Here is a 26,604-nt window from a genome sequence, read left to right as displayed (position 1 = left end):
GCGCCTACCCAGGCAGTCGCTGCCCTTTCGCAAAGCTGCGTGCTTCAGCGCATAAACGCTTCAGCTACAGCGCCACTTAGGTAAGTGATCCGCCCCGCCGCTATCGTTGCACCAATGCGGCCCTGCTCATCCAGCACCACCAGATCGGCTCGTTTACCAACGTTCAACTCCCCCCGATCCTGCAGGCCAAGTAGAGCAGCCGGACCGGACGACACCAGCGCCCAAGCCCGTTGCAACCCGATCTCTTCCGCCAACATCAATGCCGCCTGTCGCGGCGCGGGGTAGTGGTAATCCGACGCTAGTGCATCGCCCAGCCCTGCGCGGATCAGGTCCGCTGCGCTGACGTTGCCGGAATGGCTGCCGCCACGCACCACATTCGGTGCACCCAGCACAGCGCCATCCGTTGCCGCCTCTGCCGCTTCGCGCGTTTCAGGAAACTCGCTGATCGTCACCCCACGCGATTGCCACAACGCGCGACCCTCAATCGTGTTGTCGTCATGACTGCCCAAGATAACGCCCTTTGCTGCCAGCCGGGCAGCAAGACCTGCAACCGCCTCCTCCGCCTGTGCCATTGCATCGTGCAGCCCCTGCATCAATGCCAAATGCGCCTCGGGGCTGCGTCCACCTTTCAGGGCTTGCCCTGTCAGGCGCGGCGGCTTTTTCCCCTTGGCCAAAGCCTTGTGCGGCAGGTGATCATTGAACACGACATAGGGCACTGCATGATCGACCACGGCCTGTTCAAAATCCGCGTAATCGGCCAGCATCGAATATTCAAACCGCAGTTGAACCCGCAGATCAGTGCCAACACCCTGATATGCCTGCAACGCCTCCAGAAACCGCAGGGCGAAGTCGCGCCCGCGCATGCCGCCTTCCCATGACCAGAACTGCGCCAGCGTTGCGGTGGTGATGCCGTTTGCGGCCAGCTCTGCCTCGGCACTCGCCAGACCCTGTGACAGATCCTTCATCGCGCCACGACGGGGGGCAAGGTGGCGTTCAAACCCGTCGCCGTGCATGTCCACGATGCCGGGCAAAATGCGATACCCGCTCAGATCAACATGACGCCCGACCGGATCCGCCACGAGCAATCCATCGTGCATCGCCAGCGGCGAGACCTGCAATCCTTCAGGGCGCAACACCTCGGCCCCAGTCAATGTCAGCTGCATCTCTGCCCCCTTTACGCGTCGCGTTCGCGGGGCTTAGCCTTTCTCAGGCAGACGGCCCACCGCCTCGGACCACGTCATCGCCCGATCGAACGCCCCGTTTTCGATGAATTCCAGCGTCTGGGCAAGGACCATCGGGTTGTTCATCATAAAGGTATGGGTCACCGGCAGCACCATATGGTCGCTCATCCCCGCGATACGGGTCGATTCGACAGACACCTTTCCGTCATCTTCACCATCAATCAGGGCTGAAAAGACAGGGTTGATCGACTGGTTGCCGGCGATAACGCCCAGCTCAAACTCCACCGGTGGCAGGTGCGAAGGCAAACCGCGTTCGCCAGTTCGCAATTGCAGGCCCGCAGGACCATTGAACCACTCGAACGCGTCCAACTCGCCCAGCACGTCCACCAGTTCCGTCCCCTTGTTCGGTGGGGACAGCATAACCACGCGACCCAGATCGGGTTGCGGATGCGCCGCCAGCCAAACTTGCACCAAAATGCCGCCCATAGAATGGGTCACCACATGCACCCGCTCGCCGGGGGCCTTGGCCTCACAGGCCGCCATAGCCTGCGGCAGAGTATTGGTCGCGAGATTGGCAATCGTTTCCTCGGTCGACGGGTAGCCGGGGTTCACCACCTGATACCCATGGCGGTCCAGCACAGCCTCCATCACGATGAAGGACGCATCAGTGCGCGCCAAACCGTGCAGCAGCACCACGCAATCGGCGCGGGCGGGCAGTGTCGTCATCAGCACCACAGTAGGTGCCAGCATCCAGCGGAGTATCCTGTTCAACATGTCTGTCAGATAAGAGGTCCCCGACATCTATTGAAGGGGCAATGCTAGAAACGGAACGGAATGCGCACAAGTTGGCCGAAATCCACACACGTCTGCCATGCGCACCCTTAATTCAACCGGGCGTCTGCAAGCACTGATGGCAACCATTGCGCCAACGCATCAGCGACCTTTTGATGATATGCGCCTGAAATCACTGTAATCTGCCCCTCTGGGCGGATGAACATCGGGCGCTGACCCAGCAGATCCGGCTGCACCTGCAACAGTGGCACATCTGTCAGATCCAGCTCTGCCAGACGGTGCTGGGTCAGACCTGCCACTGCCTCTCCCAGACCGGGGTCCATGCCATGATCGACCCACAGGAAAGCGATCGGTGTCCGATAGAGTCGCGCCAAACCAGCGATGTGCTGTCGCCACGCCTGTTGCAATCCGCGCTGCAAACGCCGATGCGCATACACATCCTGCTGCTGGAGACTGCGCATCAAATGGCCAACAAACGAAAAACGGGTGAAATCGACCTGTGGGAACAGCTGCCGAAGCGGTGCATAGGGTGCCACAAATCGGTCATTGCGGCGCGGGTGTACCTGAAAATAGGGGTTCGTACGATATTGCGGGCCCATCAGCTGCAACACGATTAACCCCGCCGTACGTGCGTATTTCAGCACCACCGGATCACGGCCCAATGCCTCCCATCCTGCGCAAAAGGCACCGAGATTACCCGTTTCCAGACCTGATTGATGTGCAAATCTCTGGACAAACGGGCGCGCGACATAGCCGCCGAATGTCTCACTGCCGCCAATAAACAAAACCGATCCTCTGGCGCCTTGTGCCAAAGGGCCGGGACTGGCTTCAACACCGCCCAATGGCCCACGAAACCGCAGCGCGCTGCCCCGTAGAGAAAGCCCGGCCTCCCGCGGAGGAGAAACCCGTTGGGGAAAAACAGACATAATGACCCACCTCAATCCACACATCTCATTTATGGGTTTTCACGCGATTCCCTTGCCAAATCCCTAACCTTGCCACCTGCTTTCGCCTACTGGTTAAAAATGCCTTTCCCTGCGACGGCTCTACCCTTGCAGGTCAAGGTGCATCGCGCCTATGGTTTGGCCAACAGATACAAAAGGGTGGATCTATGGAGATTCAGAAAATCGGCGTGATTGGCGCCGGTCAGATGGGCAACGGGATTGCACATGTGATGGCGGTTGCGGGCTACGATGTTCTGCTGAACGACATCAACCAGGACGCATTGGACAAAGCCGTCGCAACAATTTCGCGCAATCTGGATCGTCAGGTCAGCAAGGATCAACTAAGCGCTGAGGCCAAGGATGCGGCGATGGCCCGTATCAAGACCACGCTGCAATTGCCCGATCTGGGCCAAACCGATCTGGTGATCGAGGCGGCCACCGAACGCGAAACGGTGAAGCAGGCGATCTTTGATCAACTGGGGCCGCATTTGCAGCCGCATACGATCCTGACCTCGAACACCTCTTCGATTTCGATCACCCGTCTGGCCAGCCGCACCGACCGACCGGAGAAGTTCATGGGCTTCCACTTCATGAACCCGGTGCCACTGATGAAACTGGTAGAGTTGATTCGCGGTATCGCTACAGATGAACCGACCTACAAAGCCTGTTTGGGCATCGTTGAGCGTCTGGGCAAAACCGCCGCCAGCGCCGAAGATTTCCCTGCCTTTATCGTGAACCGCATCCTGATCCCGATGATCAACGAAGCGTGCTATACCCTTTACGAAGGGGTGGGCAACGTGGCCTCCATCGACAGCGCAATGAAGCTGGGCGCCAACCATCCAATGGGTCCGCTGCAGCTGGCGGACTTCATCGGACTGGATACCTGTCTGGCGATTATGAACGTGCTTCACGATGGTCTGGCAGATACTAAATATCGCCCCTGCCCGCTGTTGGTGAAGTATGTCGAAGCAGGCTGGCTAGGTCGCAAATCAGGCCGTGGGTTCTATGACTATCGCGGTGAAACCCCCGTGCCGACGCGCTGATCTACGCGTTACTAGACACAACAACGCCCCGACCATCCGGTTCGGGGCGTTTGTGTTTTCTGGGGCCGGCAGTCAGCCCTTCAACGACAGTGTATGCTCCCTAAGCCACGCAATAAAACCGCGCGGATCGGATGCCAGACGTTCCATCTGTTGGTCATCCAGCACTTCGCCCACAATGGGACGCTGCGGTTTATTGCAGCTGTGCACGATCTCATGCAGCAGCAGGCCCTGACGCAAGGTGGCCGACAAACGGTTGGCAATCTGATACCAGCGCGAGTTTTGGCCCTGAAACCGGATTGGCACCACCTTGGCCCCAGACCGGCGGATCAACTGCGCGGTAAAGACGTTCCATTCACGTTCATGCACCGTGCCGAACATCGTATCTGACGAGGCAACAACACCCGAAGGGAATACCGTCACAACGCCGCCCGCCTTTAGGTAGGCCATTGCAGCGGCACGCATTTCCACGCTTTTGCGCTGCGCATCTTCCTCATGCGGGAAGGGCACGGGGATCAAGTAGGACGATGCGACCTCATCAATGCCGGTCAGCAGCGCGCGGGTCAGAATGCGGTAGTCAGGGCGACGACGACCAATCAATTCCGCCAGAACCATACCGTCAACCAGACCATGCGGATGGTTCGCCACCACCACAACAGGACCCGTTTCAGGGATGCGGTTAATCTCTTCTTGCGGGGTTTGCAGCGGGATGCCCATCACATCCAGCGCCGCCTTCCAGAACGCCTGCCCTTCAGGCGCGCCCGCTTTTTCGAAACGACGCACCATGCGCAGAATAGTTAGCTTGCCAGTGAACCATTCAATCGTCTTGATCGCCAAGGTCTGAAAACCGCTGTCAAAAGAGTTGGCATAGGTCAGTGAACGGCGGTCATAGGTGATCGGCGCCTCATCCGACGCTGCAGTTGTGATCCCGTTATTTTGAGAGCTGTCGACCAAAATAGGCCTCTTACGTCTTTTGCGGACGCAGTGTGGCGTCCTTACATATCTTCGCCAAAACGATCCGCCACCAAGGCCTCGATCGCATCCGCCAGCGCATCCGCATCCGCGCCAGAGGTCTGGACCTCAATAGTGGTTCCCTTAGAAGCTGCCAACATCAAAAGGCCCATGATGCTGTCACCTGATGCAGACATGCCATCCTTTGACACCTCTGCCGTGGCGTCAAACCCTTCGACCACCTCAACCAATTTGGCCGAGGCACGGGCATGCAACCCTTTTACATTGATAATCTCATGCTGCCGCATGTGCTTCGCCTCCCCTGCTCAGCAATCGCTTAGTGGTCTTTTCTGACAATTTGGCTGTCTATGTACTTGCGCCCTGCTTCTGTAGCGGTGCGCACTGCGTCAGCAACAGGCAGATGGCGCGTTTTGGCCAGCTTGATCAGCATCGGTAGATTGGCGCCATACATGATCCGACGATTGTCCGGCTGACAGGCCCGAAGCGACAGGTTCGAGGGCGACCCACCGAACATATCGGTCACGACCACCACACCGTGACCTGTATCCACGCTATCAGCCGCAGAACAGATTTCACCCTGTTTACCCGCGCGGTCGTGGTCTGCTTCGATGGAAATGGCCACAATACCCGGCTGGTGGCCTACAACATGTTCAATGGCCGCCAGATATTCCCTGGCCAATCCCCCATGCGCAACGATGACGATACCGATCACCTTGGCGTCCTTATCCTTTATCCCCGGTCGCACGAGTGCCCTGCGACGAGGCGCGTTCCAACTCGCGGTGTCTAGTTGACACCTGCCAGCCCCGGTCTGCAAGAGCTTGCGCCATCTTTTCCGCAATTGCAACCGAACGGTGCTGACCGCCCGTGCAGCCAAACCCTATCGCGAAATGCGCCTTACCCTCTTCGCGGTAGGCTGGCAGTAGCAGCTCTGCCATGCTGAGTGTTTGCTCAAAAAATGGCAAAAATCGCGAATCTGCCCCAACATATTCAGCCACCTTGGCACTGGTTCCGTTCAGGCTTCGCAGGGCTGGCTCCCAATAAGGGTTACGCAAAAAACGGCAATCCAACACCATATCCACGCCACGGGGCAGACCACGTTTATAGCTGAAGCTATTCACTGACACGGCCAAACGCGCACCCACCTGCGGGGTGATTAAGCGTTCAACTTCTGTTTTCAGGTCATGCGGGGTCAATTCCGAGCTATCAATTAAGATATCAGCACGGGCGCGAATCGGCACCAACAGGTCCAGTTCCAGCCCCACACCCTGATCCGGGCTTTCGGCCGGGGCCAATGGATGGCGACGGCGGGTTTCCGAAAACCGCCGCAACAAAACATCAGCACGACAGTCGATATACAGCAGTTCTGGCCGCACCCCCGGATGTGCCTGCAGACTATCCAGCGTTTCGATCAGCGCATTTGCCGAAAAATCCCGGTTGCGCACATCCAAGCCCAACACCAAATCCCGCCCAATCGGCGGCCCATCCAGCAAGCGTGGCAGCAGGCTGAGGGGCAAGTTATCAATCGCCTCGAACCCTAAATCCTCCATCGCGCGGATGGCGGTGGAACGACCTGCTCCAGAGGGGCCAGTCAGCAAAATGATACGTTGATGTTGATCTGTCATGCGTCAGGCCCACCTACCCGCCTTTAGAAACTGAAACAACGCAGCCGCAAAATGCGGCGCATCCACACCGTGTATCAACGGCATTGTGACGCCCAGTACTGTACACATACGCATGGGCGGCAGGCGCTGATCTTCGGGCGTGCCTAAATCCACATAAGCCGCGACCCGTGCAGGCCCAACGGCATCAGCGTTCAAAATTCCGAGAGAGCGCGCCTCGATCCGTCCGCGGATCGTTTCCGGGGCATCTGTCATCAAATGCCCCCCTGCCACCCAAAGGCAACAGCGGTCATCCGCGACCAGACCGGCCCCCATAGCCATCAGTTGCAGGCACAGCGCAGACTTGCCGCTACCCGATGGCCCCGTGATAACCAGTGCCCTGTCCGCCAGCGCCACCGCGCTGGCGTGTTCTATAAGACATTCTGTGTCCGCAGGCCGCACAGGCGTTAGATCGGCAGGCCGACCACGAAACGGGCGCCCAGAGGTTCAGACATCGGATCAGCATCGGTCGGACGAATGTTTTCCGCCCAGATCACGCCGCCATGAGCCTCAACAATCTGTTTAGAGATCGCCAGTCCAAGACCAGAGTTGTTGCCAAACTGGTTTTCGGGCCGTTCCGAGTAGAAACGTTTGAACACCTTGGTCAGCGCCTGTTCGGGGATGCCGGGGCCGGTATCTTCGACCACGATCAACACCCGACTGTCACGCTGACGGGCCCAGACACGAATTGCGTCACCCTCTTCGCAGAACGAAATCGCATTGGTGATCAGGTTCACAAACACCTGCGCCAGTCGCGCTTCTAGCCCCATCATTTCGATCGGCTCTTTCGGCAGATCGGTAATGAAGTCGATGCCATCCTCACCAGCCTGCTGGCCCAGATATTCGCTGAGGTTGCCCATCATCTTCATCAGATCAAAGGCTTCCTGTTCTTCCTTGACCAGTTCGCTATCCAGACGCGAGGCGTTAGAGATGTCGCTGACCAGACGGTCCAGACGGCGCACATCATGGTCAATCACGTCGAGCAGTTTTTCGCGATGCTCTTCCTTCTTGACCATACGCAGGCTGCCCACGGCAGACCGGAGAGAGGCCAGCGGGTTCTTAATCTCATGCGCAACGTCAGCGGCGAACTGTTCGTTACTATCGATCCGGTCATACAGCGCAGACACCATGCCGCGCAGGGCGCCAGACAGGCGGCTGATTTCATCAGGACGCGCGGTTAGATCGGGAATGCGGATGCGACCGCCAGCAGCCTTTTTGTCATCACGCGCACGGCCCAGTTCGGCAGCGGCGGCCAGATCGGACAGCGGGTTCGCGATGGTTGAGGCCAGCACAAGACTGAGGCCGATAGACATCAGCGTGGCGATCAGAAACATCTGCAGCACGCGCTCCAGCTCTTCGCGTTGCTGCTGGTCAACTTCACCCGCTGCAGAACTCAACGCGACGACACCCAGAACGCGGCCATTTTGTTCAATAGGTGTGGCAACCGTGAACACCGTCCCGCCATCCGTGGTTCCACCGCCAGATACAACTGTGCTGCCTGTCAGAGCGTTATCGCCAAGCGCAACCGCTCGTTCAGCAACGCTGGGCAATGCGGCCGGTTCTGGTTGGAATGGTGCCGCCAATTTACCCCAGACCCAGGACAGGCTGTCGACAATAACCGTTGATCCCGGTTCGGCTAGCGGCGCAGTTTGCGACAGGCCGGCGCCTTGAGTGGTGGCAATCACCTGCGCATCCACATCCAAGACAAATAGCGCCACGCCCGAGCGCAAATCCAGACCGTCCAGCGTGCGGGTCACATCGGGCGCGCCGCCACGCTGCAGCGGGGACGCAACATCTGGCAGCTGCGCCTCAACCACATCCGCGATCAGTTCTGCCTCGGCCACCAGCGCGTTGCGACGTTCCACCAACAGGTTGTCCTGCGACGTGGAAAGCATCAGCACGCCAACAACAAGGAAGTTGAGAGCGATCAGATTGAAAAAGATGATCTTGCGCGTCAACGGTGAGCGGTTCAATGACAGCAATCCGCGGCGATTGCGCCGCGCCTGCATTTCCTTTTCCACAATTGCCTCTGGGGCGACGAAATCGTCCCCCAGAACAAGATCTCCGTCCTGACGCGCCGCTCGGTGGGGCAAGCTCATTCCTTCAACCAGTGCCATTACTCTTCGTTATACCGGTAACCAATACCATAAAGTGTTTCGATCGCGGCAAAGTCACTGTCGACCGTGCGCATCTTTTTGCGCAAACGCTTGATGTGGCTGTCGATGGTACGGTCATCCACATAGACCTGATCGTCATAGGCCACATCCATCAACTGATCGCGCGATTTCACGAAACCGGGGCGCTGTGCCAGCGCCTGCAGCAGCAAAAATTCGGTCACGGTCAGGGTGACATCCTGTCCTTTCCAGCTGACCGAATGGCGCAGCGGATCCATCCGCAATTCGCCACGTTCCATCACCTTGGTCTCTTCGGTTTCGGCAACCACATTGCCGCTGACCGCATCCTGACGGCGCAGCAGCGCGCGGATACGCTCTACGAGAAGGCGCTGAGAAAAGGGTTTTTTTACATAGTCATCTGCGCCCATGCGCAGACCCAGCACCTCGTCAATTTCGTCATCTTTGGAGGTGAGGAAAATCACCGGCATGCTGGTTTTCTGGCGCAGACGCTGCAACAGATCCATACCATCCATGCGCGGCATTTTGATATCGAGAACAGCCATATCGGGGAGCTTTTTGTTAAAAGCGTCCAGCGCCGATTGGCCGTCGTTATAGGTTTCTACCTCAAACCCTTCTGCTTCGAGGGTCATGGCGACGGATGTCAGAATATTCCTGTCATCGTCCACAAGGGCGATCTTGGACATCGGAGTTATCCTCTACTGCTTTTCTTGCCTGTTTTTTGACACATTATGCCCAAACTTGGCCGAGGCAATCAATCGAAATCGGCGAATCACGCCGTCAGGGGATTCGATTTCACGGTGTTTTCCTCAATAGATGGCTAATTTGTCTCACATTCAGGTTTGCGCCTGGTTAACGGACCGCGCAGATAGGAAACTTTCCGCAACGCTCAGAAGCGCTGATTGCGCTAAACTGGACATGGTTGCGCTAACTGGACAAAAGCAACCTGTTCCTTCACATAAACGACATGTTAAAGGACGCCTCATCGGGTGTGTGTCGCCCGGTCTGGCACGAAAGTGGAGTTTCGTGCCCGGTGGCAAAAAATTCCACGCCCTACGCGCGGATACAGGAGCTTAGCAACATGACATTTGGACGGGTAAACCCGCAGTTCCAGCTAGAAGATCAGGGGATCACTGGGCTGGGCGATGTCTATTACAACCTGATGGAGCCGGCCCTTATCGAGGCAGCCCTGAAGAATGGCGAAGGCAAACTGGGACAAGGCGGGGCGTTTCTGGTCACCACCGGTAAGTTCACCGGTCGTTCGCCCAAAGACAAACACGTCGTTAAGACCGCCGATGTCGCAGACAAAATCTGGTGGGAAAACAACAAAGCGATGTCGCCCGAAGGCTTTGACGCGCTGCACGCCGATATGCTGGAGCATATGAAAGGCAAAGACTACTACGTACAGGATCTGGTTGGTGGTGCAGACCCCGAGCATTCGATCAACGTGCGTATGGTCACCGAACTGGCCTGGCACAACCTTTTCATCCGTCACCTGCTGCGCCGCCCCGAGCGTGAGGCGCTGGACAGCTTTGTGTCGGACTTCACCGTCATCAACTGCCCCAGCTTCAGCGCGAATCCTGAGCGTCACAACTGCCGTTCGGAAACCGTGATCGCGATGAACTTCGAAAAGAAACTGATCCTGATCGGTGGCACCCAGTATGCTGGTGAAAACAAGAAATCGGTCTTCACCCTGCTGAACTACCTGCTGCCCGAAAAAGGCATCATGCCGATGCACTGTTCGGCCAACCACGCGATCGGCAACCCTGTCGACACCGCGATCTTCTTTGGTCTGTCCGGCACCGGCAAAACCACCCTGTCCGCCGATCCGTCGCGCACCCTGATCGGTGACGACGAACATGGCTGGTCGGATCGTGGCACCTTCAACTTCGAAGGCGGCTGCTACGCCAAGACCATCGGTCTGAACCCCGAGGCGGAGCCAGAGATCTACGCCACCACCTCGAAGTTTGGTACCGTGATCGAAAACATGGTCTACGACGAAGAGACCTTCGAACTGGACTTCGAAGATTCCAGCCTGACGCAGAACATGCGTTGTGCCTACCCGCTGGAGTACATCTCGAACTCGTCCGAATCGGCACTGGGTGGTCACCCGAAAAACGTGATCCTGCTGACCTGTGATGCGTATGGCGTTCTGCCTCCGATCGCGCGTCTGACCCCGGCACAGGCCATGTACCACTTCCTGTCCGGCTTCACCTCGAAGACCCCCGGCACCGAACGTGGTGTGGTTGAGCCTGAACCGACCTTCTCGACCTGCTTCGGCGCGCCCTTCATGCCCCGTCGTCCGGAAGAGTACGGCAACCTGCTGCGTGAAAAGATCGCCAAGCACGGCGCGACCTGCTGGCTGGTGAACACCGGCTGGACCGGCGGCGCCTTCGGCACTGGTTCGCGTATGCCGATCAAGGCAACCCGTGGCCTGCTGACCGCTGCACTGGAAGGCACCCTGAACGAAGTTGAATTCCGCAAGGACGAAAACTTTGGCTTTGATGTGCCTGTGTCCGTACCCGGCGTAGAAACTGCCCTGCTGGACCCACGCCAGACCTGGGCAGATCAGGCAGCCTATGACGCGCAAGCCGCGAAGCTGGTTGGCATGTTTGCCGATAACTTTGAACAGTATCTGCCCCACATCGACGATGATGTGAAAGCAGCAGCCATCGGCTGATACAGCATCAACTGCTCACAGATAGAAACGCCCCGGATCTAGGTCCGGGGCGTTTTTTATGTGCCACACTAAGCGGACAGACGATCCACAAGCGGGACATGCATGATGTGGCACATATCCCGCAGGGCCATCCAGACCATGTTACAATCAATTGGCGCGCCTTTTTCTGCAACAGCCCAGCTCAGACAGTAGGGATCACTGTGCATATAGCCTTCGCGTTCGGCCAAACCGCGGCGCGCAATGCTGCGAACAATAAAACCGAACAGAAAGTCGGGCTGCCAGTGCAACGCTGCGGTCAGGAAAGCAAAGCGCGCCAAGGCGTCAATCAACCCCGAACCACGATAAGCTGGATCATCCGCCAGCCACATTTCGCCATGATAGACTGAGCGACCTGTGATCTGCTCTGCGCCAGGCCCTGCACGAAACCAGGACGCTGCGGCATCAATCGTCACCCCCGGTGGCGGAAAATCCACGTAACGATGCGCCAAATACTGCGCCAGTGACTGATCACATAAATCAATCATGCGCATTGCCTGAGTATGAACAACCGCACCTTCGGCGTTGCGCCCCACAATCCAGATCGCATTGGCCCCTGTCAGCACTGTATGCGTCGGATCGAAAGGCCGCCCCAGTGGTTGTGTCGGGCGGTACTGAGCGACCAGATCGGAATAAACGGAAAAGTCGTCACCGACAGTCATAGTTAGCTTATGTGCATACGTTTTCTGAACAACATCAGACAGATAGATAGCGCCATCAAAGACATCTTGGATTTTCATCTGTTTCTCCTTTTGGAATAGAAAGGAGAACAATAAAAACCTTAGGTTGAGTCGCCTGCCCCCAAGATCACATCGGGGGTCAAATGATCCATAATCAGATCACTGGGCATACGCTCAATATGAGACTGAGAGACACCATGAATGGTCAATCCGTGACTGCGCACCACCAAAGACGCCAGTGCAAAACTACCGTCTGGATAACGGCACCCCATCAGCAGGCGCTTAAAGCTAATCGGTTCCGGGCCACCATTTTCACCGCGATCCATCCGCGTATGAATATGATCAAAACGCACACCACCCGAGGCACGAACCTCTTCGAACGGCTGGTGCAACTGCGCTGCATGAGATTGCCCACCGGGCAGCAATGGCACCTCTCGGCCGATGGCGCTGTATTCCCAGCGCTGCCCATACCAGCTGGCGTAAGAGCTTTTGCTGCCGACCCCTGAACAGACCCAACCGACCGAAGCGCGTCGAAACACCATCAGATAGTCCCGCACCGGAGCAAACGCATCATGCGTAATTTCACCACAGGCCGCAGCCCACGCCTGAATGCCCGCGCGCAGCAGCTTCGACTGATCCGCCCAAAGCTTTTCCAGCGAATGCTGCTGTAGATGAAAGTACCAATCGTTCTTCTCTGACTTGGCGATATGATAAAGGCCATCCATATGGCCCGCCTCATTGTTCAGCCAAGCCAGCCCGCGTTCTTGCAGGTCCTGTGCTTCTTGCAGGGCGTGGCGCCCCGCCTCTGTCAGATGGTATTGGCGATCATCGACGATAAAAAGGCGTTCGTTCTTAATCTCTTCCAGTGTAGAAATATGGCGGCGCACGGTTTGCCGCGTTGAGCCCAGTTGCTCCACCGCCCGTGACAGATTCAAGGTGGCTGCAAGGGTTGTAAAAGAACGCAACATTTCAAACAGCAATGGGTGATTCTTCAGCTCAGCCATAGCAAACCTTTTAGTTGCAGTTCCGTTCGGGCATTCCCGAATATCGTTAACAGGCGATCCGAGGCACGCCCCCTACAGGCCAAAACACCTGTTTTTTATGCCGTTAGGTTAGGGGTAAATAAATCATACATCAAGGGGTGATTTTCATAACCTATCCGAGTATTTCTAATCAATTGATTGAAATTCCATGGAATGAATACTTCTTACGGTAGTCCACTCACAGGAATATAGAAATGTCACACCCAGTAGATATCCACGTTGGCAAAAAGCTGAAGAACCTGCGTGTTCTCCGCGGTCAGACCCAGACCGACGTTGCCAAAGGCCTGAACATATCCTTCCAACAAGTGCAGAAGTACGAGTTGGGTCGCAACCGTATTTCGGCCAGCAAACTGTATGAAATCGCAAACATCCTGAATGTCCCCCCGGCGTATTTCTTTGAAGGTCTGGATCAGACCGCTGATGCAGCGGGTCCAGTCATCGACGAAGAAACAGCGCGCATTGCAGCTGTGTTCGGTAAGATTCAGGACGACCGCCTGAAGGCACAGATCCGCTCGTTCATCGACGCGGTTGCTGGCTACGTTCCCGCAGAGAACGCGACGAACAGCTAAATCGCAAACAGCCGAGGCTGTTTATGCCGGACAGACGGTGGGGCGTCTGTCCGGTTTTTTGTTACCCTAACAGCGCCCGACGCATCAGGTTAAGCGCCGCGATCAGCAGGACCACCAGCGTCACCTTTTTGAACGCCGCCTGATCAATCCGTTCGTGCAGTTGGAACCCAACCCAGGTGCCGAGCAGCGCAGGCACCAACAGGCTAGCGGAAAACACCACCGTATCTGCACGCACCACGCCTGATTTGATGTGCGCCAGAAACAGAACCAACGCCCCCAGACCGTAGATCACCCCCTGAATGCGCAGCTGTTCCCCTTTGGGGGTTTCCAGCGCGGTCAGGTACATCACCGTCGGCGGTCCCCAGACGCCCGAGACACCACCGATCGCACCCGCGACCAGCGCAATCAGTGCCTCAATCAGCGTGCGCCCCTTGGCAGGCAGCCGCAATTGCACGCCTGCCAGTTGGATCACCGCAAAGGCGGTGACCGGCACCGCAATTAGCAGCAGCAGCGTGTCAGGATCCACCAAGCTGACCAACTGCGCACTCAGCACAATCGCGACACCCCCGACCAACATGAAGATACGGAATCGTTTCATCGACTCCCACGCCGCCGCACGCCCCTGACGTAGCGCCTGCCAACCGTTCGTGGCCAGCGTCGGCAGCATCAGACCGGCCAGCGCCAATTCAGGTGATATCACGCTGCTGAGGCCGGAAATTAGGATCATCGGCATGGCAAACCCCACCATGCCCTTAATCACCCCTGCACCCAGTGCGATCACAAAGGCCAGAAGGTAAGTTTCAAAACTGAGAAGAGAAAAAAGGCTGTCCATGCCGCCTGATAACATGTTGTTAGCGTGATCGCAGAGAAAATCGAGAGGGTAACTTTAGGAAAGTTGCAAAATGACGTTCGGTATTTTTGTTGCGCTGCAACTGCGAAATAGATATGCACAGTGCAGCAAAATAAGGATTTGATTCATGGCTCATGATGGACAGGACCTGACGATGACGCAATCTGCCCTCCTCCCCGATCTGTTGAAACTGACCGGCGCGGCAGTAGCCCCGGTTGAAAACCTGCTGGAAACCGCGACCGCCCGTGTGCGCGAAACCGTTTCCAAGGATGGCCGCGTCTCTGGTGCGCTGCTGGAGGAAAACCAGACAGCCGCGCATGGTCTGGCGTGGCTGGCGACCTACGCATTCTCGCTGAAACAGATGCAGGCTTGGGCTGAAAAACTGTCCGACGAGGGCAAGTTCGGCAAGATGGAACAGCTGATCCACCAGATCGCCTTTGGGGAATACCTGTGGCAGGTCTACGGCGGCATCCCGATGAGCCAGAACGAAATCATCCGCCTGCAGGATCTAGGTCTGACCCAAGACGAAATGCGCGGGTTGATGACGCCCGAGGTGATGACACTGTGCGACGGCGGCAACTCGCAAGCGGCGCGTGTGGCGCTGGTTGACCTAATGCAGGAAAACGCCGGTTTCGCCACCTTCGGCGCCACCGGTCTGGACGAAGATCTGGAAATGATCCGCGACCAGTTCCGTCGCTACGCCGACGAACGTGTGGCGCCCAATGCCCACGAATGGCACCTGAATGACGAGCTGATCCCGATGGAGGTCATCGAAGAACTGGCCGAAATGGGCGTCTTTGGTCTGACCATCCCCGAAGAGTTCGGCGGCCTGGGCATGTCCAAAGCGTCGATGGTGGTTGTGTCCGAAGAACTGTCGCGCGGCTATATCGGTGTTGGCTCCCTCGGCACCCGGTCCGAGATCGCGGCTGAACTGATCCTGGCCGGCGGCACGGATGAGCAGAAGGCGCAGTGGCTGCCGAAACTGTCCAGCGGTGAAACCCTGCCAACCGCCGTGTTCACCGAGCCGAACACCGGCTCTGACCTCGGTTCCCTGCGCACCCGCGCGGTGAAGGGCGAAGATGGCGATTACACTATCACCGGCAACAAAACATGGATCACCCACGCGGCGCGGACGCATGTGATGACCCTGCTGGCCCGTACCAACCCTGAAACCGACGATCACAAGGGTCTGTCGATGTTCCTGGCGGAAAAGACCCCGGGCACCGACGAAAACCCCTTCCCCACCGAAGGCATGACCGGCGGTGAGATCGAAGTGCTGGGGTATCGCGGCATGAAGGAATACGAACTGGGCTTTGACGGCTTCAAGGTGAAGGGTGAAAACCTGCTGGGTGGCGTCGAAGGTCAGGGTTTCAAGCAGCTGATGAAAACCTTTGAAGCGGCCCGCATCCAAACCGCCGCCCGCGCCATCGGTGTGGCCCAGAACGCGCTAGAGGTCGGCATGCAATACGCCAACGACCGTAAGCAGTTCGGTAAATCGCTGATCAACTTCCCCCGTGTGTCGGGCAAACTGGCGATGATGGCGGTTGAGATCATGGTTGCGCGTCAGCTGACCTACTTCTCCGCTTGGGAAAAGGATCACGATCAGCGCTGCGACCTAGAGGCCGGCATGGCGAAACTGTTGGGCGCCCGTGTGGCCTGGGCATCGGCAGACAACGCGCTGCAGATCCACGGCGGCAACGGCTTTGCGCTGGAATATCAGATCAGCCGCATCCTGTGTGACGCGCGTATCCTCAACATCTTTGAAGGTGCCGCGGAGATTCAGGCGCAGGTGATCGCCCGCCGCCTGCTGGGCTAAACAGCCCGACTTGCACTAGAATTGGAAACGGCGCCCTCTGTGGCGCCGTTTTTATTTTGAGTATTTTTGGAACATTGAAAGGGGCGCGGTTAGTCCGGCACGCAAATCTGTCCCTTAAGCGCAGCCTGTGTGGTGCGTATCAGCAGTCCTGCGATGATGACGCACAGGATCGCCAACAGGGCGGTGCCAAAAACCGCATGCGCCATGCTGCCGGTTCCAGAGGCAAAGGCGAAGCTGGCGAGTGTCACAGCGGCAAACGGAAAGCTCAGCGCCCAGAAGCTGAGCACAAAGGGCAGCCGCAGGATGCGTGGCAATTGCAGTGCCACCAGTAAGGTGAAGAAATAGGCCGCATTGATCAGGAAGCGTGCAACCGCGTCCACCTCACCCGACAGGCGCAGCCATGCAAGGAAAGCAACCGCCGGCGGGGCGATCAGGATGACCAACGTGGGCTGCAAACGCCCTGGCAACGGGTCGTGAAAGATCAGGCGGTTCATCACCAGCGCCAGCAGCACGATCCAGAACAGCACGCCGACGGACCAGAAATACCAGCTGATCTCAACATACCCCAGCGACACGCCCGCAATGGGGACAAAGACATTGCCAACCGCCGGAATAAACCACGCGGGGCTCAGCTGCCCCGCCTGAAACGAGCGCGCCGATATCCAGCCAGAGATCACCGCCAGCGTCGCGCCGCCCTGCAGCACCATACCAATGCGCCACAGCCATTCCGCCAGCACAATATTGCGGGTCATGCTGGCAACGCCCAGCAACAACAGCGAAATGGGGATCGCCGAGAAGAAGGCCATTTTCACCGGATGGCACCATTCGGCCTGCACCGCGCGGGGATATTGCAGCAGCTTCGCCAGATAGCCCATGAGCAACAAGAAGAAGGCAAAACAGGTCAGGTAGTACAGCGTGTTCGCCGCGCCCAGCCCCAGACCGTAGTGATAAGATCCAGCCTGCACTGCCAGCGTCAGGCCAGACATACCCATGATGGTCGCAAAAATGGTAATCGGAAAATGTTCCAGATTGCTGTGCTGCAACTCTGCTCTTTGGTCCGTCATGTCAGCCCTTCCTTTGATCTGCAGGTGACATTCCGCAAATCGAATATTTCTAGTCCGCTTTGTGCCGCAAGACCTGTGCCAGATCAAGGCACGCAGATTGCGACAAAAGCAACCTTTGCTGTCCTCTCATCTCTTCACAATCTGCTGGTTAGTCACCGCATCACGAAAAAGGGCCGGTCAAACGACCGGCCCTTGAGGCAGCTTTACGGAGGCCCAGCGCGTTCTGTCGCGCTTATTTCAGCGCCTTATCAGTGATCGCGTGGGTCCACGCGCCCGTCGGTGCCGCTGTGATGACCGGATCAGACCCACCCGACATCAGACTGGCCACGGTGCGTTCATAGTCCGCCGGATCCAGTGCGCCGTTGCTGCCTGCGGTCAGCTTGGCCACCTCACCCATCATGCGGATCTGGTGCTCTTCGGTCTGGGCGCCGGAAGCATCGTTATCCAGCACGATCAACGCCGCCTCTTCGGCGTTTTCTTCCGCCCATTTCCATCCTTTCATCGAGGCGCGGACAAAGCGAACCATCTTATCCTCAAACGCGGGATCTTTCAGGTTCTCTTCCAGCACATACATGCCATCTTCCAGCGTGGCGACGCCCTGATCCTCATACTTGAAGACCACCAGATCATCCGGCGTCAGGCCCGCATCAATGATCTGCCAGTATTCGTTATAGGTCATGGTCGACACACAAGCTGCCTGACCCTGCAGGATCGGATCCACGTTGAAGCCCTGTTTCAACACAGTCACACCCGCATCACCACCATCGGTGCCAAGGCCCAGTTTGTTCATCCAGCTGAGGAAGGGATATTCGTTGCCGAAAAACCAGACGCCCAGTGTTTTGCCGGCAAAATCTTCGGGGCTGGAAACACCCGCATCCTTGCGGCAGGTCAGCATCATGCCGGACGATTTGAACGGCTGCGCGATGTTGACCAACGGCAGACCCTTTTCACGGCTGGCGAGGGCAGAGGGCATCCAGTCCAGCACAACGTCAGCACCGCCACCGGCGATCACCTGCGCGGGTGCGATATCGGGGCCACCGGGTTTGATGGTGACGTTCAGGCCTTCTTCTTCGTAGACCCTTTATCCTGTGCCACATAGTAGCCCGCGAACTGCGCCTGCGTGACCCACTTCAGCTGCAGCGTCACATCGTCAGCCGCCTGAGCCATACCGGCCCAAACACCCATGGCTGCAACGCTTAGGGATTTGATCATGGTTTTCATCTCATACACTCCTTGTTGTTTCCCTTGTTGGTTATGGCTTTGGTTTTTTGTTGATTTAGCCACGTTGGGAGGGATGCCAGAAGGTCAGCGCCTTCTCTAACTTGGCGACCCCGCCATAAAAGGCCGAGCCGACGATTGCGGCGACCACAATCTCTGCCCAGACCAGATCCAATGCCAGTTGCCCGACACTGGTTGAAATCCGGAACCCCATGCCCTTGATGGGAGATCCGAAAAATTCGGCCACAATGGCACCGATCAGCGCCAGCGTGGTGGTGATTTTCAGCCCGTTGAAAATGAACGGCATCGCGGCGGGCAGGCGCAGTTTGAGCAGTGTCTGCATGTAGCTGGACGCATAGGTCCGCATCAGATCGCGCTGCATCTTGTCGGTCGCTTGCAGCCCTTCCACCGTGTTCACCAACATGGGGAAGAAGACCATGACAACCACAACCGCCGCCTTCGACTGCCAATCAAAGCCGAACCACATCACCAAAATGGGCGCCATGCCCACAATCGGCAGCGCGGCGACGAAGTTGCCCACCGGCAACAGCCCACGTTGCAGAAACGGAAAGCGGTCGATTACAATCGCAATCAAGAAGGCCGAGCCGCAGCCGAGGATATAGCCCGACAGCGCGCCCTTGATGACCGTCTGCACAAAATCCTGCCACAGGATGTCCAGCGACTGCACAAAAGTCACCGCAATGACCGAAGGCGCGGGCAAAAGAACGGGCGAAATTTCGAAGCCGCGCACCGCAGCCTCCCATATCATAACCAATGTCAGGCCAAAGATCACCGGCACCATCAACGTCGTGAAACGGCTGGTTGGCTGCGCCGCCAGCCAGACATTTGCCCGCCAGCCGATAAGCCAGCTGATCACACCAATCGCAATCCACATCATTGCGCCATCCCCATTCTTTTCAGCGTCATGCGCTGGATCATCCCGATCATCGCCACCAGACAGGCCGCCAAAGCCGCCGCCATAATCAGCGCACTCCAGATCTGGATAGTCTGGCCATAATAGCTGCCCGCCAGCAGACGCGCGCCGAGGCCCGCCACCGCACCCGTCGGCAATTCGCCCACAATGGCCCCGACAAGCGACGCCGCCATCGCCACCTTGAGCGAGGCAAAGAGGAACGGCATCGACGACGGCAAACGCAGGCGCCAGAACTGTTGTCCCGCCGTGGCATTCCACGTGCGCATTTGGTCAAGCTGCATTTGATCGGGGCTACGCAGCCCCTTCACCATGCCCACCACCACAGGGAAGAAAGACAGATACATCGAAATCATCGCCTTCGGCAGCAGCCCAGAAATGCCCACTGCATTCAGAACCACAATAATCATCGGCGCGATGGCAAGAATGGGAATGGTCTGACTGGCAATGACCCACGGCATCACCGACATATCCATCACCCGATTATAGACAATCCCGATCGCGAGCAGGATGCCAAAGCCCGTTCCCATGACAAACCCCAGCATCGTCGCCGACAGAGTGATCCAGCTGTGATAGATCAGGCTGCGTTTCGAAAAGGCGCGGCCTTTGGCGACCATTTCGCCAGTGGTTTTCCAGATCTCTGCGGTCACCTGATGCGGCGCGGGCAGCTTCGGTTTCTTCTGGCTCCACGTATCCGCAACCAGTTCTGAGAACGTCAGTTCAACACCGGCGCGTTTGGCCTGATCCTTGGCCCAGGGCGCATTCAGCGCCACCGCAGCCCCGTACCAGATCACAAATATCGCCGCGACGACGGTAAGGATGGGAAAGAGGTTTCTCATGACGCCCACTCCATCCTGATTTCTTCGACGGTCTCCGGCGGCTCTGGCGTGTGACGGCTGACCTCAACAAACCCTTCGCGGCGGTAGAACTCTTGGGCGCGCAGATTCGGGGCGTGGGTGTGCAGCCACAGCGCGCTGCGCCCCTCTTTCACTTTGTCCATCAACGCCTTGCCCAATCCGCTGCCACGGCGCGCGCAGTACAGCCCGCCGATGCGCCCCTGCGCCGGATCAAAAGACAGATATCCCTGCACGGCCCTTGTTGCGGGCTCTTCAGCAACCCAGATCTCACGCTCTGACAGGGCGTCGCGGATGAAACCGGCGATCTTTTCCGCCCCGTAGAGGGTTGGCATCCACTCCGTTTCCGCCTCCCAGCTGCAGACGATGTCCGCCATGGCGGGCACGTCACTGCTGGTGGCGCGTCTGATCAACACCTCAGTCATAGGCATGCCCCGCGCGCAGGCCCTCGCGGACGCGATGGGCGATGTCCAAAAACTCGGGTGTGTCGCGAATGTCCAAGGGACGTTCCTTGGGCAGAGTGCTTTCGATCACATCGGTGATCCGGCCCGGCCGCGGGCTCATCACCACGATTCTGGTCGACAGGTAAACCGCTTCGGGGATCGAGTGGGTGACAAACCCAATCGTCTTTTCGGTCCGCGCCCAGAGGTGCAGCAATTGTTCATTCAGGTGGTCGCGCACAATCTCATCCAGCGCGCCGAAAGGTTCATCCATCAACAGAATGTCCGCATCAAAGGCCAGCGCGCGGGCAATTGACGCCCGCTGCTGCATCCCACCGGACAGCTGCCATGGAAACTTCTTCTCAAACCCTTCCAGCTCAACCAGCTCCAGCACCCGTTTGATCCGGTCCTGTTGGTCGGCCTTGTCGTAGCCCATAATCTCCAGCGGGAGGGAGATGTTGCCGCCGATCGTGCGCCACGGGTAAAGGCCTGCGTGCTGGAACACATAGCCATAGGCGCGGGCCTTGCGTGCCTCGGCGGCGCTGACGCCGTTTACTGTGATGCTGCCAGCTGTTGGATGTTCCAGATCCGCCATACAGCGCAGAAAGGTGGTTTTGCCGCAGCCCGACGGGCCGATGAAGCTGACAAAGTCCCCCTTCTGAATGTCGAGGTTCACATCCTTCAAGGCATGCACGGGACCATCATTGGTCTGAAAGGTCAGCGACAGATCTTTGGCGCTGATCACGGTATTATTGGTCACGTCCCCGTGCTCCATTCAAGTATCTCCATTCATGTGCTCAGCACACGTTTTCTTAGCCGTAAGGGTCAACGATAAACGCCCCGAACAGGGTTCGGGGCGTGGTCAATTTTAGATCCCTGCGGGAATATTCATCGGATCGCGGTTGATCTGCTTGGGCGCGGTTGTCTCTTTCCACTTGGACAGCGCAACCGAGGCCGAGTTGAAGGCAGGGCGCGGCACAAAACGGCCACGACCGGGCTGCGGCTGGCTGTTTTGGCCCCAGGCCCAGATCACCTCACCACGGCTGAGGGTATAGCGCGCCTGCGCCTTGACCTGGAAATCCTCGAACACGTTGTAATCAAGGACAGAATGGTGGTTCGATGCCGAAATGGTTTTGCTGATTTTCGGATCCCACACCACGATATCGGCATCCGCCCCTTCAACGATCGCACCCTTCTTGGGGTAGATGTTGAGGATCTTCGCAACATTGGTGGAGGTCGCGGCAACAAATTCGTTCGGCGTCAAACGGCCGGTTTCCACCCCTTCGGTCCACAGCACGGCCAACCGTTCCTCCAGCCCGTTTGATCCGTTGGGGATCAGGCAGAAGTTGTCCTTGCCCATCAGTTTTTGCTCCGAGGTAAAGGCGGCATGATCCGTCGCCACCACCTGCAGGCTGCCCGATTGCAGACCGGCCCACAGGCTGTCCTGATGATCCTTGGACCGGAACGGCGGCGACATCACGCGGCGCGCGGAATGCATCCAGTCACCTTTGAAATACTCGCTCTCATCCAATGTCAGGAATTGGATCAGCGGTTCCCCATAGACGCGCATCCCCTTCTGACGGGCGCGCCGGATCGCCTCATGCGCCTGTTCGCAGCTGACATGCACAATGTAGAGGGGGGTTCCGGCGGCATCGGCAATTGTGATCGCGCGGTTCGCGGCCTCGCCCTCAAACTCCGGCGGGCGGGAATAGGCGTGGCCTTCGGGGCCGGTGATCCCCTTGGCCAGCATTTCCTGCTGCAGATCGGCCACCAGATCGCCGTTTTCCGCATGCACCATCGGCAGCGCGCCCAGCTCCTTACAGCGCTTGAAGGAGGCGTACATTTCGTCATCCTCGATCATCAGCGCGCCTTTGTAGGCCATGAAGTGCTTGAACGAGTTGACGCCCATATCGACCGCATCTTTCATCTCGTTAAAGATGGTCTCGTTCCAGCCGGTGATCGCCATGTGGTAGCCAATGTCGGCACAAATCTGTGGCGCGGATTTGCGGTGCCATTCGTTGATCGCGTTCTTGATCGATCCGTCTTCACCCGGCAGGCAGAAATCGACCAGCATGGTGGTGCCGCCCGTCGCTGCCGCCCATGTGCCACTCTCGAACGTCTCAGCAGCAGTGGTGCCCATGAAGGGCATCTCAAGGTGGGTGTGCGGATCAATCCCGCCGGGGATCACATAGGCACCTTCGGCGTCGATATATTCATCGCCCTTCAGATCCTCACCGATCTGTTTGATCACTTCACCCTCGATCAGCACATCGGCTTTCCAAGTGCGGTCTGCGGTACAGACTGTGCCGCCTTTGATCACTTTGGTTGTCATTTGTCTTTCTCCCTGAAACTGCCCCGGTTTCATCGTTCTTAAATATCCCGGGGGTCCGGGGGCAGCGCCCCCGGCCTTTTCAACTGATCACTGCGTACTGATCACTCAACCACCTGCGCGGTTTCCAGAACCGCGTGCAACATCACATCAGTGCCCGCTGCCGCCCATGGCTTGCTGATCTCTTCGGCCTCATTGTGGCTGAGGCCATCCACACAGGGGCACATGATCATCGCGGTGGGTGCCACATCATTGATCCAGCAGGCGTCATGGCCCGCGCCGGATACGATATCCATGTGCGAATAGCCCAACCGCTCCGCCGCGTCGCGCACGGCACTTACACAGCCCTCATCGAACGCGGGCGGATCGAACTGGCCGACAATCTCCCACTCCAGACCGACCTCGATCTCTTCACAGAGCTTCGGCGCCTTCTCAGAAAACTCGGCCAGCATCGCGTCAATCACCTCTTGCAGGTGAGAGCGGAAGTCGATGGTGAAAACCACCTTGCCCGGAATGATGTTGCGCGAGTTCGGGTAGACATCCACATGACCGATCGCGCCCACCGCATTGGGCTGATGTTTCATCGCGATCTCATGCACCAGTTCGGTGATGCGGGCCAAACCGCGCCCGGCGTTCTTGCGCATTGGCATCGGGGTGGACCCGGTGTGGCTCTCCTTGCCGGTCACGGTGCATTCGATCCACCGCAGGCCCTGACCGTGGGTGACGACACCGATATCCTTACCCTCGGCCTCCAGGATCGGGCCCTGTTCGATATGCAGCTCAAACATCGCGTGCATCTTGCGCGCGCCGACCTCTTCGTCACCAACCCAACCGATGCGCTGCAACTCATCCCCAAAGCGTTTACCCTCTGCGTCCACGCGGTCATAGGCCCAATCCTGCGTGTGGCGGCCTGTAAACACGCCCGATGCCAGCATCGCTGGGGCAAAACGTGTGCCTTCTTCGTTGGTCCAGTTGGTGACCACGATGGGGTGTTTCGTCTTGATATCCAGATCGTTCAGGGTGCGGATCACCTCCAACCCACCAAGGACGCCCAGAACACCGTCGTATTTTCCGCCTGTCGGCTGGGTGTCCAGATGGCTGCCCATATAGACCGGCAAGGCGTCGGGATCAGTGCCGGCGCGGGTGGCAAACATGTTGCCCATCGTATCCACACCCATGGTCATACCCGCCGCCTCGCACCAGCTTTGGAACAGGACGCGACCTGCGGCATCTTCATCGGTCAGGGTCTGGCGATTGTTGCCACCGGCGATACCGGGGCCGATTTTGGCCATCTCCATCAGACTGTCCCACAGACGGTCGCCATTAATTTTTAGATTTTCACCCGGCGCAGACATGCCGTTCTCCCTCTCCATTGGTGGGTGAAGAGGGACGCCGCTAGTCTATGCAACCTCTGACGGGCTTTGATCATAGACCTTGTTTCTCGGCCTTTTCTGGCTGGAGAGCGGCGCCCTCTTGCTGAATTTTTACCACTTGGTAAATTGACGATTGCCAACGTAAGGGCACCTGTCAAGAAAACTCTTCCATCGACTGTGCCAAGATGACCAACTAATCAGCGCAAGATCATTTTGTTGGCACAGCAATCCGAGGTCCCGATGACGCAGAGCGAAACACCCATTGCCGCCCCCGCAGAACAGAGCGGCGAAAAGAAGCTGAGCCGCATTCAACAGCGCAATCGCACCCGCATTATGGAGGCAGCGCTGGACGTGTTTTCCGCCCACGGATTTCGCGGCGCAACACTGGATCAGATCGCCAAAGCGGCGGGGCTGTCAAAGCCGAACCTGCTTTATTATTTCGACGGCAAGGAAGCGATCCATGTGATGTTGCTGAACCGTCTGATGGAGACATGGCTGAACCCGCTGCAAGAGTTGGATCCAAACGGCGACCCGCTGGAAGAGGTGATGGGCTACATCCATCGCAAAGTGCAGATGAGCCGCGAGTTTCCCCGCGAATCCCGCCTGTTTGCGAATGAGATCCTGCAAGGCGCCCCACGGATGAAACCGCATCTGGAAAGCGGGCTGAAACCTTTGGTCGATGAAAAAACCGCCCTGCTGCGTCAATGGATGGACGAGGGTAAGCTGGCTGCCGTGGACCCGCGTCACCTGCTCTATTCAATCTGGGCGACCACGCAGCATTATGCGGATTTCGAGGTGCAGATTGATGTCCTTAGCCCTAGTGACGAAGACCCATTCGAGGGTGCTGATGCCTATCTGGACACGTTGTTCCGAAAATTGCTGACGCCCTGATTTACCAAAGGATCCGCCCAATGAAAGCCGTGCTGTTTGAAAAGTTCGCTGAAGCGCCCAAACTAACCACCCTGCCCGATCCAACACCCGAATCGCATGGTGTCGTGATCAAGGTAGAGGCAACTGGCGTGTGTAGGTCTGACTGGCACGGCTGGATGGGGCATGACAGCGACATCGACCTGCCTCATGTCCCCGGTCACGAACTGGCTGGCACAGTGGCAGCCGTTGGGAATGATGTGCGCAATTGGCGGGTTGGGGACCGCGTCACCGTGCCCTTTATCGCAGGCTGCGGCAGTTGTTCGGAATGTCACGCAGGTCATCAGCAGGTTTGCCACAATCAAGAACAGCCTGGGTTCACCCATTGGGGGTCTTTCGCAGAGTATGTGGCCATCCATCAGGCAGACCTCAATCTAGTTGCACTGCCAGAAGAGATGGAATTCGCAACGGCAGCCAGCCTAGGCTGTCGGTTCGCAACGTCCTTCCGCGCGGTGGTCGATCAGGGGCAAACACGCGCAGGTCAGTGGGTCGCGGTCCATGGCTGTGGCGGCGTGGGACTATCGGCGATCATGATTGCCAATGCACTGGGCGCGAACGTCATTGCCGTGGATATCGATGAGGCAAAACTGGCGCTGGCGCGTGACCTCGGCGCGGTGGCCTGTGTGAACGGGGCAACGGTTGCCGATGTGCCGGAGGCCGTAATGGAACTGACCCGTGGCGGTGCGCATGTGTCACTTGATGCACTGGGACACCCGACGACATGCTACAATTCTATCCTTAACCTACGTCCGCGCGGCAAACACGTGCAAGTCGGTCTGATGTTGGGCGAGCATACGTCACCACAAGTGCCCATGGCCAAGGTGATCGGGCAAGAGCTGGAAATCCTCGGTTCTCATGGTATGCAGGCGCATAGATATGACGCGATTCTAGCAATGATCCAGTCCGGCAAATTGGCCCCCGAACGGCTGGTTGGTGACCGGATTTCCTTGGCGATGGCGCCCAATGCCCTCATGGCGATGGACAAATTCCAATCCGTCGGCGCGACGGTGATTACAGAATTCTAAGATCCCATCCCTAAACGCAAAAGCCCCCACCGATGACAGGCGGGGGCTTT

Annotated in this window: 26 protein-coding genes and 1 pseudogene; 6 read left to right on the top strand and 21 right to left on the bottom strand. The window is 57.8% G+C overall.

Annotation, left to right across the window (positions count from 1 at the left end; all coding sequences use genetic code 11):
* Positions 1-44 precede the first annotated feature (44 nt).
* The 3 genes from TM5383_RS00515 to TM5383_RS00505 form a co-directional block, all read right to left on the bottom strand.
* Positions 45-1,163, bottom strand: a complete 1,119-nt coding sequence (locus TM5383_RS00515; protein WP_058317094.1) for an alpha-D-ribose 1-methylphosphonate 5-triphosphate diphosphatase — start codon at positions 1,161-1,163, stop codon at positions 45-47.
* A 33-nt stretch (positions 1,164-1,196) separates the two neighbouring features.
* Positions 1,197-1,931 carry an alpha/beta hydrolase gene (locus TM5383_RS00510; protein WP_082645349.1) on the bottom strand — a complete coding sequence of 245 codons (735 nt, stop codon included), beginning with the start codon at positions 1,929-1,931 and terminating at the stop codon, positions 1,197-1,199.
* Positions 1,932-2,062: 131 nt separating this feature from the next.
* Positions 2,063-2,899: a DUF6473 family protein gene (locus TM5383_RS00505; RefSeq protein WP_197407346.1), complete on the bottom strand. Its 837-nt coding sequence runs from the start codon at positions 2,897-2,899 to the stop codon at positions 2,063-2,065.
* A gap of 185 nt (positions 2,900-3,084) precedes the next feature.
* Here TM5383_RS00505 and TM5383_RS00500 point away from each other — a divergent pair, with 185 nt between their 5' ends.
* Entirely contained in the window at positions 3,085-3,960 is an 876-nt protein-coding gene (locus TM5383_RS00500; protein ID WP_058317091.1) for a 3-hydroxybutyryl-CoA dehydrogenase, read from the top strand.
* 72 nt (positions 3,961-4,032) lie between these two features.
* Here TM5383_RS00500 and TM5383_RS00495 read toward each other — a convergent pair whose 3' ends face one another.
* From TM5383_RS00495 to TM5383_RS00465, 7 genes are all read right to left on the bottom strand, one after another.
* Positions 4,033-4,884 carry a lysophospholipid acyltransferase family protein gene (locus tag TM5383_RS00495; RefSeq protein ID WP_231724986.1) on the bottom strand — a complete coding sequence of 284 codons (852 nt, stop codon included), beginning with the start codon at positions 4,882-4,884 and terminating at the stop codon, positions 4,033-4,035.
* Between the two features lie 68 nt (positions 4,885-4,952).
* Positions 4,953-5,216 carry an HPr family phosphocarrier protein gene (locus TM5383_RS00490; RefSeq protein WP_058317089.1) on the bottom strand — a complete coding sequence of 88 codons (264 nt, stop codon included), beginning with the start codon at positions 5,214-5,216 and terminating at the stop codon, positions 4,953-4,955.
* A gap of 29 nt (positions 5,217-5,245) precedes the next feature.
* Positions 5,246-5,641, bottom strand: a complete 396-nt coding sequence (locus TM5383_RS00485; RefSeq protein ID WP_058317088.1) for a PTS sugar transporter subunit IIA — start codon at positions 5,639-5,641, stop codon at positions 5,246-5,248.
* A gap of 10 nt (positions 5,642-5,651) precedes the next feature.
* On the bottom strand, positions 5,652-6,551 hold the full coding sequence (gene rapZ, locus TM5383_RS00480; protein ID WP_058317087.1) for an RNase adapter RapZ: 900 nt from the start codon (positions 6,549-6,551) through the stop codon (positions 5,652-5,654).
* 3 nt (positions 6,552-6,554) lie between these two features.
* Positions 6,555-6,944 carry an HPr kinase/phosphorylase gene (locus TM5383_RS00475; protein WP_306345441.1) on the bottom strand — a complete coding sequence of 130 codons (390 nt, stop codon included), beginning with the start codon at positions 6,942-6,944 and terminating at the stop codon, positions 6,555-6,557.
* Between the two features lie 50 nt (positions 6,945-6,994).
* The gene (locus TM5383_RS00470; RefSeq protein ID WP_231724973.1) at positions 6,995-8,686 is read right to left on the bottom strand and encodes a sensor histidine kinase; all 1,692 of its coding nucleotides are present in this window, start codon (positions 8,684-8,686) and stop codon (positions 6,995-6,997) included.
* 17 nt (positions 8,687-8,703) lie between these two features.
* Positions 8,704-9,405, bottom strand: coding sequence for a response regulator transcription factor (locus TM5383_RS00465; protein WP_058317084.1), 702 nt, complete (start codon positions 9,403-9,405; stop codon positions 8,704-8,706).
* Between the two features lie 395 nt (positions 9,406-9,800).
* Between TM5383_RS00465 and TM5383_RS00460 the strand changes: the two genes are divergently transcribed.
* Positions 9,801-11,399, top strand: coding sequence for a phosphoenolpyruvate carboxykinase (locus TM5383_RS00460; RefSeq protein ID WP_058317083.1), 1,599 nt, complete (start codon positions 9,801-9,803; stop codon positions 11,397-11,399).
* Positions 11,400-11,467: 68 nt separating this feature from the next.
* Here TM5383_RS00460 and TM5383_RS00455 read toward each other — a convergent pair whose 3' ends face one another.
* Together TM5383_RS00455 and TM5383_RS00450 are read right to left on the bottom strand one after the other, a co-directional pair.
* Positions 11,468-12,175, bottom strand: a complete 708-nt coding sequence (locus TM5383_RS00455; protein WP_058317082.1) for a hypothetical protein — start codon at positions 12,173-12,175, stop codon at positions 11,468-11,470.
* Positions 12,176-12,216: 41 nt separating this feature from the next.
* On the bottom strand, positions 12,217-13,119 hold the full coding sequence (locus tag TM5383_RS00450) for a helix-turn-helix domain-containing protein (protein WP_058317081.1): 903 nt from the start codon (positions 13,117-13,119) through the stop codon (positions 12,217-12,219).
* A 233-nt stretch (positions 13,120-13,352) separates the two neighbouring features.
* Here TM5383_RS00450 and TM5383_RS00445 point away from each other — a divergent pair, with 233 nt between their 5' ends.
* The gene (locus TM5383_RS00445; RefSeq protein WP_058317080.1) at positions 13,353-13,727 is read left to right on the top strand and encodes a helix-turn-helix domain-containing protein; all 375 of its coding nucleotides are present in this window, start codon (positions 13,353-13,355) and stop codon (positions 13,725-13,727) included.
* A gap of 61 nt (positions 13,728-13,788) precedes the next feature.
* Here the strand turns inward: TM5383_RS00445 and TM5383_RS00440 are convergent, their stop codons facing one another.
* Positions 13,789-14,559 (bottom strand): sulfite exporter TauE/SafE family protein, encoded by a 771-nt coding sequence (locus TM5383_RS00440; RefSeq protein WP_058317079.1) that lies wholly within the window; start codon positions 14,557-14,559, stop codon positions 13,789-13,791.
* Positions 14,560-14,704: 145 nt separating this feature from the next.
* Here TM5383_RS00440 and TM5383_RS00435 point away from each other — a divergent pair, with 145 nt between their 5' ends.
* The gene (locus TM5383_RS00435; RefSeq protein ID WP_058317078.1) at positions 14,705-16,393 is read left to right on the top strand and encodes an acyl-CoA dehydrogenase family protein; all 1,689 of its coding nucleotides are present in this window, start codon (positions 14,705-14,707) and stop codon (positions 16,391-16,393) included.
* Between the two features lie 89 nt (positions 16,394-16,482).
* Here the strand turns inward: TM5383_RS00435 and TM5383_RS00430 are convergent, their stop codons facing one another.
* The 8 genes and pseudogenes from TM5383_RS00430 to TM5383_RS00395 all read right to left on the bottom strand — a co-directional run bounded on the left by TM5383_RS00430 (position 16,483) and on the right by TM5383_RS00395 (position 24,584).
* A complete protein-coding gene (locus tag TM5383_RS00430) occupies positions 16,483-17,457 on the bottom strand; it encodes an SLAC1 anion channel family protein (protein ID WP_058317077.1) in 975 nt (324 codons plus the stop codon).
* A gap of 232 nt (positions 17,458-17,689) precedes the next feature.
* Positions 17,690-18,669: pseudogene (locus TM5383_RS00425) on the bottom strand (ABC transporter substrate-binding protein).
* A 64-nt stretch (positions 18,670-18,733) separates the two neighbouring features.
* Positions 18,734-19,573: an ABC transporter permease gene (locus tag TM5383_RS00420; RefSeq protein WP_058317076.1), complete on the bottom strand. Its 840-nt coding sequence runs from the start codon at positions 19,571-19,573 to the stop codon at positions 18,734-18,736.
* Positions 19,570-20,445, bottom strand: coding sequence for an ABC transporter permease (locus tag TM5383_RS00415; RefSeq protein WP_058317075.1), 876 nt, complete (start codon positions 20,443-20,445; stop codon positions 19,570-19,572). The genes TM5383_RS00420 and TM5383_RS00415 overlap by 4 nt, the downstream gene beginning before the upstream one ends.
* Positions 20,442-20,885: a GNAT family N-acetyltransferase gene (locus TM5383_RS00410; protein ID WP_058317074.1), complete on the bottom strand. Its 444-nt coding sequence runs from the start codon at positions 20,883-20,885 to the stop codon at positions 20,442-20,444. The genes TM5383_RS00415 and TM5383_RS00410 overlap by 4 nt, the downstream gene beginning before the upstream one ends.
* Complete coding sequence (locus tag TM5383_RS00405) at positions 20,878-21,660, bottom strand: ABC transporter ATP-binding protein (RefSeq protein WP_058317247.1); 783 nt, start codon at positions 21,658-21,660, stop codon at positions 20,878-20,880. The genes TM5383_RS00410 and TM5383_RS00405 overlap by 8 nt, the downstream gene beginning before the upstream one ends.
* A 108-nt stretch (positions 21,661-21,768) precedes the next feature.
* Positions 21,769-23,232, bottom strand: a complete 1,464-nt coding sequence (gene hydA, locus TM5383_RS00400) for a dihydropyrimidinase (protein WP_058317073.1) — start codon at positions 23,230-23,232, stop codon at positions 21,769-21,771.
* 101 nt (positions 23,233-23,333) lie between these two features.
* On the bottom strand, positions 23,334-24,584 hold the full coding sequence (locus tag TM5383_RS00395) for a Zn-dependent hydrolase (RefSeq protein ID WP_058317072.1): 1,251 nt from the start codon (positions 24,582-24,584) through the stop codon (positions 23,334-23,336).
* Positions 24,585-24,842: 258 nt separating this feature from the next.
* Between TM5383_RS00395 and TM5383_RS00390 the strand changes: the two genes are divergently transcribed.
* Together TM5383_RS00390 and TM5383_RS00385 are read left to right on the top strand one after the other, a co-directional pair.
* The gene (locus tag TM5383_RS00390; RefSeq protein WP_058317071.1) at positions 24,843-25,493 is read left to right on the top strand and encodes a TetR family transcriptional regulator C-terminal domain-containing protein; all 651 of its coding nucleotides are present in this window, start codon (positions 24,843-24,845) and stop codon (positions 25,491-25,493) included.
* A 20-nt stretch (positions 25,494-25,513) separates the two neighbouring features.
* A complete protein-coding gene (locus tag TM5383_RS00385) occupies positions 25,514-26,554 on the top strand; it encodes a zinc-dependent alcohol dehydrogenase family protein (RefSeq protein WP_058317070.1) in 1,041 nt (346 codons plus the stop codon).
* Positions 26,555-26,604 lie beyond the last annotated feature (50 nt).

The organism is Thalassovita mediterranea (assembly GCF_001458435.1).
Classification (GTDB): Bacteria; Pseudomonadota; Alphaproteobacteria; order Rhodobacterales; family Rhodobacteraceae; genus Thalassobius; species Thalassobius mediterraneus.
The sequence above is the reverse complement of the archived record's forward strand: the minus strand, read 5'-3'. Positions and strand labels throughout refer to the sequence as shown.

Bases quoted from the DNA above. Each gene is read 5' to 3' on its own strand.
- TM5383_RS00440 (WP_058317079.1), bottom strand. From the start codon at position 14,559: ATGGACAGCCTTTTTTCTCTTCTCAGTTTTGAAACTTACCTTCTGGCC.
- TM5383_RS00465 (WP_058317084.1), bottom strand. From the start codon at position 9,405: ATGTCCAAGATCGCCCTTGTGGACGATGACAGGAATATTCTGACATCC.
- hydA (WP_058317073.1), bottom strand. From the start codon at position 23,232: ATGACAACCAAAGTGATCAAAGGCGGCACAGTCTGTACCGCAGACCGC.
- TM5383_RS00445 (WP_058317080.1), top strand. From the start codon at position 13,353: ATGTCACACCCAGTAGATATCCACGTTGGCAAAAAGCTGAAGAACCTG.
- TM5383_RS00385 (WP_058317070.1), top strand. From the start codon at position 25,514: ATGAAAGCCGTGCTGTTTGAAAAGTTCGCTGAAGCGCCCAAACTAACC.
- TM5383_RS00505 (WP_197407346.1), bottom strand. From the start codon at position 2,899: ATGTCTGTTTTTCCCCAACGGGTTTCTCCTCCGCGGGAGGCCGGGCTT.
- TM5383_RS00410 (WP_058317074.1), bottom strand. From the start codon at position 20,885: ATGACTGAGGTGTTGATCAGACGCGCCACCAGCAGTGACGTGCCCGCC.
- TM5383_RS00450 (WP_058317081.1), bottom strand. From the start codon at position 13,119: ATGGCTGAGCTGAAGAATCACCCATTGCTGTTTGAAATGTTGCGTTCT.
- TM5383_RS00500 (WP_058317091.1), top strand. From the start codon at position 3,085: ATGGAGATTCAGAAAATCGGCGTGATTGGCGCCGGTCAGATGGGCAAC.
- TM5383_RS00395 (WP_058317072.1), bottom strand. From the start codon at position 24,584: ATGTCTGCGCCGGGTGAAAATCTAAAAATTAATGGCGACCGTCTGTGG.
- rapZ (WP_058317087.1), bottom strand. From the start codon at position 6,551: ATGACAGATCAACATCAACGTATCATTTTGCTGACTGGCCCCTCTGGA.
- TM5383_RS00510 (WP_082645349.1), bottom strand. From the start codon at position 1,931: ATGCTGGCACCTACTGTGGTGCTGATGACGACACTGCCCGCCCGCGCC.
- TM5383_RS00515 (WP_058317094.1), bottom strand. From the start codon at position 1,163: ATGCAGCTGACATTGACTGGGGCCGAGGTGTTGCGCCCTGAAGGATTG.
- TM5383_RS00455 (WP_058317082.1), bottom strand. From the start codon at position 12,175: ATGAAAATCCAAGATGTCTTTGATGGCGCTATCTATCTGTCTGATGTT.
- TM5383_RS00460 (WP_058317083.1), top strand. From the start codon at position 9,801: ATGACATTTGGACGGGTAAACCCGCAGTTCCAGCTAGAAGATCAGGGG.
- TM5383_RS00430 (WP_058317077.1), bottom strand. From the start codon at position 17,457: ATGACGGACCAAAGAGCAGAGTTGCAGCACAGCAATCTGGAACATTTT.
- TM5383_RS00390 (WP_058317071.1), top strand. From the start codon at position 24,843: ATGACGCAGAGCGAAACACCCATTGCCGCCCCCGCAGAACAGAGCGGC.
- TM5383_RS00420 (WP_058317076.1), bottom strand. From the start codon at position 19,573: ATGATGTGGATTGCGATTGGTGTGATCAGCTGGCTTATCGGCTGGCGG.
- TM5383_RS00490 (WP_058317089.1), bottom strand. From the start codon at position 5,216: ATGCGGCAGCATGAGATTATCAATGTAAAAGGGTTGCATGCCCGTGCC.
- TM5383_RS00415 (WP_058317075.1), bottom strand. From the start codon at position 20,445: ATGAGAAACCTCTTTCCCATCCTTACCGTCGTCGCGGCGATATTTGTG.
- TM5383_RS00435 (WP_058317078.1), top strand. From the start codon at position 14,705: ATGGCTCATGATGGACAGGACCTGACGATGACGCAATCTGCCCTCCTC.
- TM5383_RS00470 (WP_231724973.1), bottom strand. From the start codon at position 8,686: ATGAGCTTGCCCCACCGAGCGGCGCGTCAGGACGGAGATCTTGTTCTG.